This is a genomic window from Streptosporangium carneum (assembly GCF_027922005.1).
Taxonomy (GTDB): Bacteria; Actinomycetota; Actinomycetes; order Streptosporangiales; family Streptosporangiaceae; genus Streptosporangium; species Streptosporangium carneum.
Window position 1 is genome coordinate 30,176 of sequence record NZ_BSEV01000033.1, and the last position, 14,859, is coordinate 45,034.

Below are 14,859 nucleotides of genomic sequence, written 5' to 3' on the forward strand. Positions count from 1 at the left end.
CCCCTCTCCCCTGTCTGTCCTATCTGTGCCCTGGGCCGCACACCCCCTCGGAGGTGTGGGCGGCGGCGTTCGCGGAGCCGATCGGAGCGACCGCGAGCGCCGTCGCCGACAGCGCGCCGACCATGAAGAGCCGGGTGATCCTGACACCCATCTCACGAGCCTTTCTGTCGAGAGCGGCTGTGTCCGCCGCCACGGCGAGCAGAGTGGCCCAGAGGGCTTCACGTTCCCTGTACGGCGGAGCCTGCCTTCGGCGAAACCGCCCACCGGTCGAAAAGGAAATGTGAAGCCGCAGCTCACCTGGCTTCACACCGGCCGTCGAGCACCCTGTCGGCCAGGCGACGCCTCTCGTCCGCCACCGGTCAGGCGCACGTGACCGTGTGGGACGCGACCGGTGTCTCGTACTCCTTGCCCTTGTGCGTCACCGTCAGCTTCCACTGGCGGGTCTCGGTGTTCGAGACCTTCCAGGGGTAGATCAGCGAGCGTGTCTCGAACTCGTCTCCCCTGAAGCTGACCCCGCCCCGTGAGCCCCAGTCGGCCCATCGGCCGTCGGCCGTCTTCCTGGCCCACTGGTACACGACGCTTCCGGACAGGCCGCGCGCGATGATCGTGGCACGGTTGTGGACGAAGACTCCCGGTCCCTCACTGCTGCACGCCCCGGCGTGGTCGGGCACCGTCGCGATGAGGGTGAGGTCGCGCTCCTCGCCCGCGCAGGCCGAGCTGTAGTTGAGCGCGGGGGAGACACCGCCGTCGTTGTGGATTTTGATCGCCACGGAGCCGGAGGCGTCCTGCTCCTTCTGCAGGGAGAGTCTGATGACGTCCCACTTCCACGGCCCCGTGCCCGTGGAGGCGGCCTCGTCGGTGAGCTCGATGGGCCTGCCGTTCTTCACCCACTCGTAGGTGATCGTGGCGGGTCCGCGCGGAGCGCTGATCACACCCGAGGCGAGCATCGATATCGGTTGCCCGCACGGTCCGGACCTGGTGCCGGCGTAAGCGATGTCGGTGACCGTCGCGCGTGCCCCGGCGGGGTTGCCGTCCTGGCACCTCACCGTGAAGTCGATCGTGGACTCCGCGACCTTCGGGGTGAGGACCCGGAGCGTGACCGTCCCCGCCTCCCCCTTCTCCACCCGACGGTCGTAGGGGATGACATCCTCCGAGCCGGGCGCGCCGGTGAACGTGAGCACGTCCGAGGGGCCCTTTCCGCCACGGCTGTCGACCCACTCGTACGCCACCTCCGCAGGCACTCTGTCGACCGTCACCTTTCCGGTGAAACGCACCGTGGCAGGACACGGACCGCTGTAATGCTGCGTTTCGGTGGCGGCGGCCGGAGTCGCCACCGGTTGTCCCGAACCGCAGGTGACGGTGTAGTTCGCCCGGGTGGAGACGGCGCCCCCCGGGCCGAGGGTCCGGACGGCTTTCCAACCGCCGCCGCTCGCCGTCACCGTGAGGGAGGCGGAGACGGTACGGCTGCGCCCGGTTCCCGCCCCGAAGTCCGCGTACTGCAACGGGCCCTCGCCCGTGAGGCTGTCCACCCACCGGTAGGCGACCCGCGCGGGCACCCTGGAGACCTGCAGGGTGGCGGTGAAACCGACGGTCGCCGGACAGGCACCCGAGTGGCTCGACGGTGTCGCGGTGACCGAGGCGGCTGTGCGCACCGGGTCGGTCCGGGAACCGGGCGGTAGCGGGTGGCCGCCGTCGTAGACCGGCTCAAGGCCACCGCACTTCACGGAGAACGCCGCCTTACCGGAAAGTTTGGGCTTGACGCCGAAGAAACGTATGGCCTGCCACCCCTTGGTGTCCTTGTCGAACACCTGCCGGTCCCGGACGACCACCGTCTTTCGGCCCTGGACTTTGAGCGTTCTCACCGGTGCCCGCGTGCCGTCGGAGCGCCCCCAGTGATAACGGACGACGCCCGATCCCTTGACGGTGATTCTGGCCGAGAACTCCACGACGACCGGGCACTTGCCCGTGTGTCGCGCGGGCGAGGCCTTCACCCTCGTCACCGAGACCCTGACTTCGGCCTCCGCGCCCGCCGGAAGCGCGGGGAGCCCCATTCCCAGAACCAACGCCAATCCCAGTAACCACTGCAACGCTCTCAAACCCACCCCTTTCTCCAGAAAGCCCCATGATCACCTAACGTGGAGACGCGCACGACAGGAACCGGTGTTTTCCTCGCCGAGCTCACCGGCACCGGAATGGGTTCACCGTTTTCACGTCGCGTTTCCGAAACGGAACAACGGTCGTCGCCGACAATCGACGTCGACATGCCCATTCGCGGGTTCGCGGGTTCGCGGGTTCGCGGGTTCGCGGGTTCGCGGGTTCGCGGGTTCGCGGTGGAGGGTGACCGCGAGTCCGGCTCCGGCGAGCTCGTCGGAAGCGTCGTCGGGTCCGCCGTAAACCAGGTGCGCCGAGACGTCCGGCGCGGGCAGGATGACGGCCATGGTCGCAGCCGGGGGAACCGACGCCCACGAAGCCGACGCCCACGGAGCCGACGCGGACAGCCCGCACGCGCCCGGATGCCTGATCGTCTCGGGGCTCCCCGGGGCGGGCAAGACCACGGTGTCCCGACTGGTGGCGGCGCGGTTTCCCCGATCGGCTCGCATCGACGGCGACGACGTCGCCAACATGATCGTCAATGGCCGGGTCCGCGTCGACCATCCCGGTGAGGAGTCCAAACGGCAGCTGCGGCTTCGAGCCCGCAACATCTGCGTGCTGGCAGGCAGCTTCGCCGAGGACGGGTTCACGCCGGTCATCGACCACGTCGTCCCCGACCGGCGGACGCTGGCCTTCATGGTCGACCGTCTCCGGCCTCTCCCGGTCATGTTCGTCGTCCTCGCGCCGCCGCTCGAGGTGTGCCGCCGCCGTAACCTCGCACGGCACGTCAGGGAGCGCGTCGACTTCGACTTCGGCCCGCTCGACCGGTCGATGCGCGACGAACTGGACGGAGTCGGCTGGTGGCTGGACACCGCCGACATGACGCCCGAGGCCACCGCCGCGGCCATCGCGGCCCACGCCCGCCGACGAGCCCTCGTCGCGACCTGAACGCCTCCTCCCGCCGCCTGCCCCTGGATCCTCGGAGGTCCACGCATCGTGTGGTCGTGGAGTTCGGGACCTGATTCAGGGGGGCGCGGCGGAGAGACGAGGGACACGGCCCGAGCACGACCGGCTCAGGAGGGTTACCCGCGAGACGGGAGGGTTCAGCCGATCGTGGGGACCGACTCGATGAGGGCCGTCAGGCCGCGTTCGTCGAGGAGGTTGACCGGGCGGACCGTCTCGTTGAGGCGGACGTAGTGGAAGGCGGCGCTGACCTGGTCCAGGGGGACGGCGGCCAGGTGGGACCAGGCCAGGCGGTAGGCGGCGAGCTGTACGGCCGCCGCGGCCTCGGCCTTCTTTCCCCTGGGACGTTGCCCGGTCTTCCAGTCGACGACCTCGTAACCGCCGCCGGGAATCTCGAAGACCGCGTCCATCCGGCCTCTGACCAGCCTGTCGGCGATCATCGTCTCGAACGGGACCTCGATGTCCAGCGGCTCCCTGCCCGCCCACTCGCTCTCCTCGAAGCGCTCGCGCAACTCCTCGAGATGGGCGTCCGCGACCTCCTCCACGTCGTCGGACGAGCCGGGCAGGTCGAGCTCGTCGATCAGCCTCTGCTGGCCCCAGCGGGACTCCAGCCAGCTGTGGAAGGAGGTGCCCCTGCGGGCGAGCGGGGCGGGTTTCCTCGGCACGGGGCGGCGGATCTGGCGGGCCAGGGCCTTCGGGTCGGAGGCCAGGGTGACGAGGGAGGAGACGGTCAGGTGGGTGGGCAGCTCGACCCGGCCGGGACCGCGCCGCCGGTTCAGCTCCCGCTCCCTGAGCAGCAGCTCGATGTCACGCTCCCAGGCCTTCGCCCGCTCCCTGTCCCAGCCGCGCAGCTCTCCCTGCGCCGTGGACCACCCGTCCGCAGGACGCGCCGCCTGCTCTCGACCGTCCGGTTCCTGGGCGTCCGGTTCCTGGGCGTCCCACTGCCGCTCGTCCCGCTCCCGGGCATCCTGCCGACGTCCGTCCCCCTCCCGAGCGTCAGGGAAGGCGGGAAAGTCGTCGAAGCCCGCCAGGTCCTCGGGCTCCACGAGGTCCTCGAAGTCGCCGAAGTCCTCGAAGGACTCGAACTCCTCGGGGAAGGGGACGCCCTCGAAGGGCTCGAAGTCCGGGGGGGCGTCGGGGAAGGGGACGTCCTCGTCCTCGGGAACCCCGGCGACGGAGCCGTCCGCGCCGAGAGCGACCGTGGCGGAGACGTCCGACCGGGAACCCGCCGGGATCGTCCGCCCCGAAGGAGCGGGCCCCGTGGCGGCCAGGGCGGCGAGGGCGGCCTCGACCATGGTCGCGCCGTCCTGTACGGCCTCGTAGCGCAGCCCGTCGGGGGTCACCGGCCATTCGGACTCGGCGGGGTCGGCCAGCAGGGGGTTGGTCGCGCCCTCCTCCGCCTCGGGAGCCCAGGTGGACACCCTGCCGCAGGTGTCGCGGATCTCCATCAGGAAGTCGGAGGGCTCAAGGGGCTTGGACGCGCTGCCCCAGCGGTATCCGGAGGCGATCAGCAGGTAGTGGGCGCGGGTGACGGCGACGTAGGCCAGGCGGCGCTCCTCCATCAGGTCGCGGTCGCGGCAGCGCTCGTCGAACTCGCCCAGCTCGTCCTTGGAGAGCCCGGCCAGCTCGGGCAGGTCGGAGGCGTCGCCGCGCAGCGGGTAGGGCAGCTTGCGCGCGTTCTCCGTCCACTTGGGGCTGACGGCGGGCCTGGCCGGGAACATCGTGCCGACGGTCAGCGTCCCCGCCTTCGACAGCGCCTGGGACATGCCGGGCACCACGACGACCGGCCACTCCAGGCCCTTCGAGGCGTGGATGGTCATCAGCTTTACGCTGTTGCTCTCGCCGACCCGGCCCGCGTCGAGACCGTTCTCCTCCTCGTCGGCGGCCTTCAGGAACGCCAGGAACGCCCCCAGCGTCGGATCCTCCGAGTCTCCGGCGAACCTGGCCGCGGCGTCCAGGAAGGCGTCGAGGTCCGCCCGCGCGGCGAACACGCCGACGGCCGTCCCCCTGGCCGCGACCTCGATGTCCAGGCCGAGCCTGCGCTCGATCTCGGTGATCAGGTCGGGGAGCGGCTGCCCGGTGTGGGCGCGCAAAGTCCGAAGCTCCTGGGCCAGGGCGAGCAGGCGCACCCTGGCGAGGGAGGAGAACAGGTCCTGCCACTCGGGGCGGTCCGGCAGCTCGTCGAGGGCGTCGACCAGGCTGCCGCGCTCCTCCGCCATGTCCGCCACGACCTGGTCCAGCGGGTCGGCCACGACGGAGGGCCCCTCGCGGTGTTCCCTGTTCAGGTCGCGGGCCCGCTCCCCCAGCTCCTTCAGGTCGGCGGGGCCGATCCGCCAGCGGGGGCCTGACAGCAGTCTGACGAGGGCGTCTCCGGCCGTCGGGTCGTAGATCACCCGCAGTGTCGCGACGATGTCCGCGACCTCCGGCACGGTCAGCAGTCCGCCGAGCCCGACGACCTCGACGGGGATGCCCCTCGCCTCGAGGGCCCTGCGCAGCGCGGGGAACTGCGACCGTTTGCGCGCCAGGATCGCCACGTCGTGGGGCTGCAGGCACTGGGGGCCGCCCCAGGAGCTCTGCTTGGCCTTCTTGCGCTCTCCGTCGCCCCACGGAAGGCCGTCGGGGGCGCTCTCGCTCCCCAGCAGTCTGCCGACGCCGTCCGCGACCCACTCCGCCTCGTCGTCGGCGGTCTCGTGGAAGGCGCACACCACCCGGCCCCGCTCGACGCGGTTGCCCCCCGGCACCAGCACCGGCACCTCCCTGGCCTCCAGGCGCAGCGGGATCTGCACCCTGGCCGCGACGTCGAGGACGGCGTCGCCGTTGCGGAAGCTGACCGACAGGCGGCGGACCGGGGCGGTCTCCCCCGAGGGGGTCCTGAAGTCGCGGGGAAAGCGGGTGAGGTTGCCGGAGGACGCGCCGCGCCAGCCGTAGATGGACTGGCAGGGGTCGCCGACGGCGGTCACCGGGTGGCCGCCGCCGAACAGCGAGCGGAGCAGGACGAGCTGGGCGTGGCTGGTGTCCTGGTACTCGTCAAGCAGGACGACGGCGAAGCGGCCCCGCTCGATCTCCCCGACTTCGGCGTGCCTGGCGGCGATGCGGGCGGCCAGCGCCATCTGGTCGCCGTGGTCGACGACCTCGCGGCCGCGCTTGAGCCGTTCGTAGGCCTCGACCAGCGGCAGCAGCTGCTCCCTGGCCCGCTGCGTGGCCAGGGGTCTGCGCTGGAGCTGGACGGGCGTTCCCGGGAGCTCGGCGTACCGTTCGGCGAGCCAGGCGCCGACCTCCCGCACCTCCTGCGGGGTGCGCAGGTGCTCGGCCAGCTCTCCGGCCAGTTCGAGCACGGCGCGGGTGACGGTGGCCGGTCCCCACTCGATCTGCTCCATCGGCCCGTCGTAGCCGCTGACGACCCGTCCCGCGAGCTGCCACGAGACCGCGGGGCTGACCAGGCGCATGGTGGGCTCCAGCGCCTCCCGCAGGGCGTGCTCGGTGACCAGCCTGGCCGCGTACGCGTGGTAGGTCGAGATGGTCGGCTCGCCCTCCAGCAGCTCGGCGGGGACCTGCTCGGCGGCGACCAGGCCGTTGAGCCGCTCGCGGACACGGATCGCCAGCTCTCCGGCGGCCTTCCTGGTGAAGGTCAGGCCGAGCACCTGTTCGGGGCGGACCAGGCCGTTGGCCACCAGCCAGACGACCCGCCCCGCCATGGTCTCGCTCTTGCCCGACCCGGCTCCGGCGACCACGACCATCGGTTCGAGGCCGGCCTCGATCACCTCGGCCTGCTCGGGGGTGGGGGGGAGGATGCCCAGCTTGGCGGCGAGCTGGATCGGGCTCAGCACACCTGGTCTCCGTTCTTGCTGACCGGGCAGCTCGCCCGCACGGCGCAGGTGCGGCAGCCGTCGTTGACCTTGGCCTGGAAGAACGGCCCCGACATGCCGATCGCCACGGTGTCGACCATGTCGCGGGCCCAGCCCGGCTCCGCGTCCTCGGACAGGGGCGTCTGGATCTGCTCCTTGGCGTTCTTCTTGCCCGAGGCGTCGCCCACCTGGACCAGCGCCGCGCCGCCGGGCTCGGTCATCCCGTGCCGCTCGAAGGCGCCGAGAAGCGCGGCGAGCTGGTACACGCCGAGCTGGGGGTGGCGGTCGAGGTCGACGTCCTTGGGGCCGTTCTTGCCGGTCTTGATGTCGATGATCACCGCTCGGCCCTCGCCGTCGCGCTCGACCCGGTCGACCCGCCCCTTGATCTGCACGCCCTCGGAGACCATGGCGGTGAACGCCTCCTCCAGGCCGACCAGCTCCCTGGGGTTCTCCTGGTGCCAGCGGACGAACTTGGAGATCATCTCCTCGGCGACCTTGCGCTGCTTGCGGTTGTACCAGGCGCCGCCGAAGTCCAGCTCGTGCCAGACGTCGTCGAGGCGCTTGCCGAGCGTCTCCTCGGTCGGCATGCCGGTCGCGGCGAGCACGGCCAGCGCGTGGATGACCGTGCCGAGCCCCCTGGCGACGTCGGTGCCGCCCGCTCCGACGGAGGTCTCAAGCAGCCAGCGCAGGCCGCACTTGCTGAAGCTCTCGACCGCGGAGGGCGAGATCCGCACGATGTCGTCGGGCCAGCTCAGCGGGCGGTCGTCGGAGATCGGCGTCAGGGCGTACCAGTCGTTGGGGTGGGCGCCCGGCACCCCGGCCGCGGCGAGCCTGGCCAGGTGCGCGGCGGCGGCCCTGCGGAGCGGGTCGGGCCTGGTCGGGTCGGTGACGGCCGAACGCAGGTCGGCGACCAGGGCGGACATGCTCAGCCAGCGGGAGCGCTCGTCGATGGCCGTCTCCCCGGTCTCGCCGGGGGCCAGCTCGGCGAGGAACCTGGAGGGCCGCTCCTCGGTGTCCTCGCCGCCGACCGCCGTGACGACCAGCCTGCTCCTCGCCCTGGTGGCCGCGACGTAGAACAGGCGGCGCTCCTCGGCCAGGAGCTGGGAGGCGAGCGCGGCGGAGACGGCCGCGGGGTTCTCGTGCTCCGAACCCGCCGCCCTGGCGACCATGTCGTCGGTGCTGAGGATCGACCCGCGCAACCGCAGGTCGGGCCACGCCCCCTCCTGAACCCCGGCGACGACGACCACGTCCCACTCAAGGCCCTTCGAGCGGTGAGCCGTCATGATGCGCACCGACTCGCTGTCGGGGGCGCGTTCGGCGAGGGAGTCGCCGGGGATCTCCTGGGCGACCAGGTCCTCGACGAACACCTCGACGCCCGCGTGCGGCAGCCGGTCGACGAACCTGGCCGCGTGGTCGAACAGCGCGACCACCGCGTCGAGGTCGCGGTCGGCCATCGTGCCCCGGAAACCTCCGGAGACGCTCGTCTCCGTCCACTTGTCGGCCAGTCCCGTGGCGTTCCAGACGCCCCAGAGCACGTCCTCCGCGGTTCCGCCGCGCCGTACGGCCTCGGCGGCGCCCGCGATGAGCCGGGCGAGCCTTTCCGCGGGGAACGCCACGTGCGGCTCGACGCGGACCAGCTCCCGTTCGTCCTTCAACGCGGCGACCAGCAGCTCCCCCGAGGAACGCGGTCCCGAGGCGTCGCGCTCGCCCGTGTGGTCGGCCGTCTCGCGTTCGAGGTCGCGCTCGTCGGGGTGCGTCATGGCCTCGTGCTCGGCGATGCGCAGGGCTCTGCGCAGGCGTCGCACGCCGATCATGTCGGTGCCGCCGAGGGCCCCGGTCAGCAGCTCCTCCGCCATCGCCTCGTCGAGGTCCTCCGGGTGGAGGGCGACCTGGATCAACCTGATCAGGGGCCGGACCCCCGGCTCCTGGAACAGCGGCAGCTCACCGCCGCCGACCACGACCGGCACCCCGGCCGTGACGAGGGCCCGGCGCAGCAGCGGCACCTGACGCGTGGCGGAGCGCACCAGCACGGCCATGCGCGACCAGGGGACGCCGTCGAGCAGGTGGGCCCTGCGCAGCGTGTCGGCCACGAGCGCCGCCTCCTGGGCGGCCCCGTCGGTCACCAGCACCCGCACGTCGCCGGGGTCGGCCTCGGGGAGGGCCTTCAGCTCGCGGTGCGCCGCGCCGCCTCCCGGAGGCGCGGGAAGGCGGGCGGTGACGCGTCTGGTGGCCCGCAGAAGCTCCTGGCCGCTGCGGCGGCAGACGCGCAGGGCGATGACGGGCGCCTTCTCGCCGTCGGCGGTGCGGAACCTGTCGGGGAACTCCATGATCCCGCGCACGTCCGCGCCGCGGAACCCGTAGATCGACTGGTCGGGGTCGCCGACCACGACGAGGTCGCGTCCCTCCCCGGCGAGCTGCTGGAGCAGGAACTCCTGGGAGGGGTCGGTGTCCTGGTACTCGTCGACGAAGACGGCGTCGTAGGCGGCGCGCTCGCGCAGCCGTACCTGGGGGTCGGTGAGCAGGCCCGCGGCGGCGCGGATCAGCTCCGAGTAGTCGAGCACCGGCTCCAGGTCGAGGTCGAACCTGGCCTGGTAGCGGTCGGCGAACCGGCCCGCGGCCACCCAGTCGGCGCGGCCGTGCGTGCGGCCCAGCTCGACCAGGTCGGCGCCGTCGAGACCGCGCTCGGCGGCGCGGGCCGTGAAGTCGCGGAGCTCCTGGGCGAAGCCCCTGGTCTTGAGCGCCTCGCGCATGTCCTCGGGCCACAGGGGCGCGCCGTCCTCCAGCTCGCCGTGGAGCAGGCGGCGGACCTCGAGGAGCTGCTCGGGCGCGGTCAGCACCCGGGGCGGGACGCCTCCCGCCAGGACGGCCTCGCGGCGCAGCAGCGCGTAGGCGTAGCTGTGGAAGGTGAGCGCGAGGGGGGTGCGGGTGGTGCGGCGCATCCGCCCCGTGATGCGCTCGCGCAGCTCCTCGGCGGCCTTGCGGCTGTAGGTGAGGACGAGCACCCGCTCGGGGTCCACGCCCCGGCGCTCGACGCGGTCCACCACGCTCTCCACGATCGTGGTGGTCTTGCCGGTGCCCGGTCCCGCCAGGACGAGCAACGGGCCGTCCCCGTGGGCGACGACAGCCCGTTGGTGCTCGTCAAGCACGGGGGCAACAGCCCTCCCCGCACCCTCACGACGCACCAGCCGCCAGCCTTGACCACTCACAACTCGTCATTCCACCAGATCCCAGGCGATGATCGTGCCGAGTCAGGCAGTACGACATGCCACACCTCGGTCCGGACAGCCGAAAACCGACATTCACCGCACCGATGACGTGCCCATTCGCCCTGGAGTCCCGATCCGAGCCGACGAAGGTCGTCCGCGAGCGGGCCTCGCCTCATCTCCGCGCTCGGCGCGTCCCAGGCTCGGGCTTGGGCACGCGGTCACCGCAGGGGTCCGGGTCGCACCCGATCATCGGCGTGTACGGCGGAAGGTCCCGTCCGCACGGCGGGAGGTCCCGCCGCACGGCACACGATCACGCCCTTGACAGACCCCGGACCCACCACATATAAAACCAACTGGTTATAGAACCGAAAGGTAATCAATGTGAGTGTCGATGTCCTCGACGCGACGTTCGCCGCGCTGGCCGACCCGACCCGGCGGGCCATCCTGGCCCGGCTGGCCGAGGGCGAGGCCACGGTGACCGAGCTGGCCGCGCCGTTCGCGATGTCCCAACCGGCCGTCTCCAAGCACCTGAGGGTGCTGGAGCACGCCGGTCTGATCTCCCGCGGGCGCGACGCGCAGCGCAGGCCGTGCCGGCTTGAGGCCGCCCGGCTCAAGAACGCCATGGACTGGCTGGCCGACTACCGCGGCTACTGGGAGGAGAGCTACCAGCGCCTGGACGACCTGCTCGGCGAGCTCGACGCCGGACAGGAGGAGGCTCCGTGACGCCGCCGCGGCACGACGCCGAGGGCCTGTCGGTGACCGCGCCCTCCGACACGGAGCTCGTGCTGAGCAGGACGTTCTCCGCGCCCCGCGCGCTCGTCTTCGAGGCGTTCACCCGCCCCGAGCTGCTGCGGCGCTGGCACGGCGCGCGCGGCTGGCACCTCGTCGTCTGCGAGGTCGACCTGCGCCCGGGCGGCGCCTGGCGTTTCGTCTCGCGAGGCCCAGGCGGCGCCGAGCTGGGCCAGAGCGGGGTGTATCTCGAGGTCGAGGCTCCTGGCAGGCTCGTCCAGACCGAGACCCACGACGGCTGGGACGTGGGCGCCGCGCTCGTCACCACCGTCTTCGACGAGGGCGAAGGCCGGACGGCGATGACCGCCACGGTCCGCTACCCGTCGCGCGAAATCCGCGACAGCGTGCTGCGCACCCCCATGGAGCGCGGTGCGGGCGAGGCGTACGACCGCCTGGCCGAACTGCTCGCGGAAACCCCCCGAACAGAAACCCCCTGAACGGAAACCTCCTGAACAGGGATCCCCTGAGCGGAGATCCCCAGGACAGGGATCCGTCGGACAGGGATCCCCGCGTCGAAAACCCCGAAAGGACAATCCGGATGACCGACTCCCAGCCTGCCCAGGTCCCGGCGGACACGCCCGCGCAGGCGGCCACGCCGCCCGTCCCGCCCGGCACGCTCCTGCTCGAACTCGTGCCGGTGCCCGTCTCCGACATCGACCGGGCCAAGGCCTTCTACGCCGAACGCCTCGGCTTCACCGTGGACGTCGACGTACAGCCCCAGGAAGGCGTTCGCGTCGTTCAGCTCACCCCGCCGGGCTCGGCCTGCTCGATCACCCTGGCCGAGGGCATCGCGTCCCTCGACATGCCCGTCGGCACGCTGCGCGGCCTGCACCTCGTGGTGAGCGACATCGAGGCCGCCCGCGCGACGCTCGTCGAACGCGGCGTGGACGTGGCCCCGGTCGAGGACCTCGGCGGCGTTCACTACGCCCACTTCGCCGACCCCGACGGCAACACCTGGACCCTCCAGTACATGCCCTGGCGCGTCGAGAAGAGCACATGACAGCCCGCGAGCCGTCTTCGCCGCGAGTGAGCACGCGGTCGCCGCACCGGCGCGGTGTCGACGCCTGACGGTCGTCCCCGCTCGCGTGGGGACGACCGTCAGGGGGTGAAGACGTGGTCGACCAGTCTGGCCGCCGCCTTGCCGTCGTCTCTGGGGACGTACAGGCTCCTGAAGCGTTCGTAGCGTTCCGCGTGGACGGCGGCCAGGGTGTCGATCGACTTGAGGGCCTCGACGACGTCGGCGCTCGTGGTCAGCAGCGGACTCGGGGCCTCGGCGGCCAGGTCGAGGTAGAGGCCGCGCTTGCCCGAGTAGCGCTGCAGGTCGTGGGTGAACAGGAGAATGGGCCGGCCTGTGGCGGCGAAGTCGAACATGATGGAGGAATAGTCCGTGACCAGCACGTCGGCGACCAGTAGCAGGTCCGTCACGTCCGGGTAGGCCGTGACGTCGAGCCCGAGGCCCTCGGGGACGTTGGGGGCCGCCTGCATCGGGTGCGCCCTGATGAGGAACTCGTGCCCGGGCCCCAGCACCTGACGCGCCCGCTTCAGGTCCAGTTTGACCGTGGAGCTCTTGCGGTCGTAGTCGCGGAAGGTCGGCGCGTACAGGACCAGCCGAGTGTCCTGGGCGACGCCGAGCCTGCGGCGCACCCGCGCCGCCAGCTCGTCCCGGTCGGGGGCGGAGAGCACGTCGTTGCGCGGGAAGCCGGTCTCCAGGACCTCGCCCTGGTATCCGAACGCCTTGCGCAGGATCGGGGTCGCCCACGGGCTCTGGGACAGCAGCAGGTCCCAGCCGCGCACCTCGACGGCCTGCCGGTGCCAGGCGGGCGGCTTCGGGTCACGGGACATGTGCGGCAGGTCGTTGCCCAGGCGCTTGAGCGGGCTGCCGTGCCAGGTCTGCACGACCGTCTGGTCCTCGCGGGCCCTGAACCACTGCGGCAGGAAGCCGTTGGTCACCACGTGTCGCGAGCGCGCGAGCACGGCGTAGTGCTCGCGGCTGCCCGCCCTGACGACCCTGGGCCTGATGTCGGAGCCGAAGCCGAGTTCGGCGGAGCCCGGAGGCGTGAACGCGCCGTCCTTGACCACCCAGACGTGTTCGCGGTCGTCGCCGCGCCGTACGAGCTCCTCGTAGATCGCCCGGACGTTGCCTTCGTACTGGCGGCCGTCGTAGGCCACGTAGACGGTCGCCTCGTCCAGCTCGCGGGCCCGCTCGGCCGGGTAGAACGAGCGCTGCAGGGCGTACAGGCCGCCGGCGCCCTTCTCGTCGTCGGGCCTGTCCTCCGCGACGGTCAGCACCGGCACGTCGAACCGGGTGGACAGCAGGCGGTACGCCCGGCCCTCGCGGATCCGCGGTTCCTCGTCCAGCGTGGCCAGGGCGGCGTGGTCGACGCGGAAGGGCACGACCTCCCCCGAGGAGGCGCGGGTCGTCATGCTCCAGGTGCCGCTGCCCAGCGCCGCGGCCTCCCCGAACCTGGGCATGGCCGAGGGCGTGAACCGCAGGGAGAAACGCCCTTCGGCACGCTCCATGGGCACGGTGTGGGTCACCCCGCCGCGGTTCCTGAGCGTCAGCTCGGCGGCCCCCGAACCCGGGTAGGAGCCTTCGAGCGTGAGGACGCCCTGGTCGTCCCAGGTCGCCGAGGAGATGACAGGGCGGATCCGGTGCGCGGAGACGATGACGCGGTCACGCCGGTCGCCCAGCACGGTGATCTCCCGGTCTCCGACGACCGTGCGGCTCTCCTCGGCTTCGCCGATCATGACGGGCGCGGCGGGGTCGCCCTTCGGCTCGATCCAGAGCCTGCCGCCGTCGCGCTCCTGCAGCAGCGAGTCGACGGCGAGCGGGACGACGACCCGTGTGCCGCCCTCGACGGCGGTGAACTCGGCGGACATCCGGTGGCCGTCCAGGCGCGCCTGTCCTCTGCCCTCGCTCCTGCCGGGCAGGAACACCGTCAGCTCCAGACGGTCGCCGTCGAGACGCACCCCGGTCAGCTCGGCCCTGGTGGGCTGGAGCGCGATCTGGAGGGCGCGGTCGGAGGTCCAGACAGGGCGCACCCACCAGCCGCCGGGCAGCCCGAGCCCGGCGGGGCGTTCGGTCCGCCCGATCGAGGGGCCGCGGAGCAGGCCGGTGGCGCGCGCGCCCCGGCTCCAGATCACGATCTCGGCGCGCCAGGTCGTGGTGTCGGGAACGGTCGCCCGGTGGCGAAGCATCCTCCTGACCCCGTGCACGAGGGACCGCACGCCCCCGCGCCAGCGCAGCGGCCAGGGGCTCAGCTCGGCGACGAACCCGGACCAGTCGTAGTTGCAGCCGGGCTCGTCGGCCCCGTGGGTGGCCTCGGGGTGGAAGACCCTGCGGGTGCGCAGCCGTACCGGCGGCAGCCAGCGGGGGCCGCGCAGCACGACCGTCGCCCGGTTGAACCGGGGGCCGCGGACGGAGAGCCCCGCCAGGTAGGCGTGGCCGCTGACCCGCAACCGCCCCTGCGACCAGGAGATGTCCTCGACCTGCGTCATCGGGATCAGGTCGGAGGCCCGCAGGCGGTACATGGCCTCGGGCAGCTCGTCCTGGAGCGGCAGGTTGGCGTACCAGCGCAGCCGCCTGCGGACCCTCCTGGACGGCTCGGCGGCGGCGGCGGTGAGTTTCTGGAGCGCGTCGCCGTCGGCGAGGTCGTCCACGTCGCGGTGCTCGACCAGGTGGAAGGCGATCCTGCGGGCGACCGGCAGGTCGCGCTTGACCCGCTCGTCCACCCCGGCGAGGTAGGGCTTGAAGAGTGTGACGAACTCGCGGCGGCGGGCCGCGCCGCGTTTGACCGCCAGGTCCAGGCGGGAGCCGAGCGGACCGGCCAGCACCCCGGCGTCGAAACGACGGCGCTGGGCGGGCGTCAGCCCCTCGGCCAGCACCGCTGTCGCGATCGATTCGAGCGGTTCTCCCCGGTCACAGAGATCCTGAACAGCTCGGAGGCGATCCACGACTGGATCGC

The 14,859-nt window shown here is 72.1% G+C and carries 10 protein-coding genes; 4 read left to right on the forward strand and 6 right to left on the reverse strand.

Annotated features, from left to right (window positions below; translation table 11 throughout):
• Nucleotides 1–19: 19 nt before the first annotated feature.
• From PKF00_RS38885 to PKF00_RS38895, 3 genes are all read right to left on the reverse strand, one after another.
• Nucleotides 20–151: a hypothetical protein gene (locus PKF00_RS38885; RefSeq protein ID WP_271222755.1), complete on the reverse strand. Its 132-nt coding sequence runs from the start codon at nucleotides 149–151 to the stop codon at nucleotides 20–22.
• Between the two features lie 208 nt (nucleotides 152–359).
• Nucleotides 360–2,063 (reverse strand): hypothetical protein, encoded by a 1,704-nt coding sequence (locus PKF00_RS38890; RefSeq protein WP_271222756.1) that lies wholly within the window; start codon nucleotides 2,061–2,063, stop codon nucleotides 360–362.
• A 144-nt stretch (nucleotides 2,064–2,207) separates the two neighbouring features.
• A complete protein-coding gene (locus PKF00_RS38895) occupies nucleotides 2,208–2,438 on the reverse strand; it encodes a hypothetical protein (RefSeq protein WP_271222757.1) in 231 nt (76 codons plus the stop codon).
• Between PKF00_RS38895 and PKF00_RS38900 the strand changes: the two genes are divergently transcribed.
• Nucleotides 2,437–3,039, forward strand: coding sequence for an AAA family ATPase (locus PKF00_RS38900; protein ID WP_271222758.1), 603 nt, complete (start codon nucleotides 2,437–2,439; stop codon nucleotides 3,037–3,039). The two genes, PKF00_RS38895 and PKF00_RS38900, sit on opposite strands and share 2 nt — an antisense overlap.
• A 155-nt stretch (nucleotides 3,040–3,194) precedes the next feature.
• Here PKF00_RS38900 and PKF00_RS38905 read toward each other — a convergent pair whose 3' ends face one another.
• Together PKF00_RS38905 and PKF00_RS38910 are read right to left on the reverse strand one after the other, a co-directional pair.
• Nucleotides 3,195–6,881 (reverse strand): ATP-dependent helicase, encoded by a 3,687-nt coding sequence (locus PKF00_RS38905; protein WP_271222759.1) that lies wholly within the window; start codon nucleotides 6,879–6,881, stop codon nucleotides 3,195–3,197.
• Nucleotides 6,875–10,045, reverse strand: a complete 3,171-nt coding sequence (locus PKF00_RS38910; protein WP_271222760.1) for an ATP-dependent helicase — start codon at nucleotides 10,043–10,045, stop codon at nucleotides 6,875–6,877. The genes PKF00_RS38905 and PKF00_RS38910 overlap by 7 nt, the downstream gene beginning before the upstream one ends.
• 441 nt (nucleotides 10,046–10,486) lie before the next feature.
• Here PKF00_RS38910 and PKF00_RS38915 point away from each other — a divergent pair, with 441 nt between their 5' ends.
• The 3 genes from PKF00_RS38915 to PKF00_RS38925 all read left to right on the forward strand — a co-directional run bounded on the left by PKF00_RS38915 (nucleotide 10,487) and on the right by PKF00_RS38925 (nucleotide 11,894).
• Nucleotides 10,487–10,828 carry an ArsR/SmtB family transcription factor gene (locus PKF00_RS38915; RefSeq protein WP_271222761.1) on the forward strand — a complete coding sequence of 114 codons (342 nt, stop codon included), beginning with the start codon at nucleotides 10,487–10,489 and terminating at the stop codon, nucleotides 10,826–10,828.
• On the forward strand, nucleotides 10,825–11,331 hold the full coding sequence (locus PKF00_RS38920; protein WP_271222762.1) for an SRPBCC family protein: 507 nt from the start codon (nucleotides 10,825–10,827) through the stop codon (nucleotides 11,329–11,331). Before PKF00_RS38915 ends, PKF00_RS38920 begins: the two co-directional genes overlap by 4 nt.
• Nucleotides 11,332–11,432: 101 nt before the next feature.
• On the forward strand, nucleotides 11,433–11,894 hold the full coding sequence (locus PKF00_RS38925; RefSeq protein WP_271222763.1) for a VOC family protein: 462 nt from the start codon (nucleotides 11,433–11,435) through the stop codon (nucleotides 11,892–11,894).
• Nucleotides 11,895–11,992: 98 nt separating this feature from the next.
• On the opposite strand, the gene PKF00_RS38930 is transcribed toward PKF00_RS38925, so the two are convergent.
• Nucleotides 11,993–14,848 (reverse strand): CDP-glycerol glycerophosphotransferase family protein, encoded by a 2,856-nt coding sequence (locus PKF00_RS38930; protein WP_271222764.1) that lies wholly within the window; start codon nucleotides 14,846–14,848, stop codon nucleotides 11,993–11,995.
• Nucleotides 14,849–14,859 lie beyond the last annotated feature (11 nt).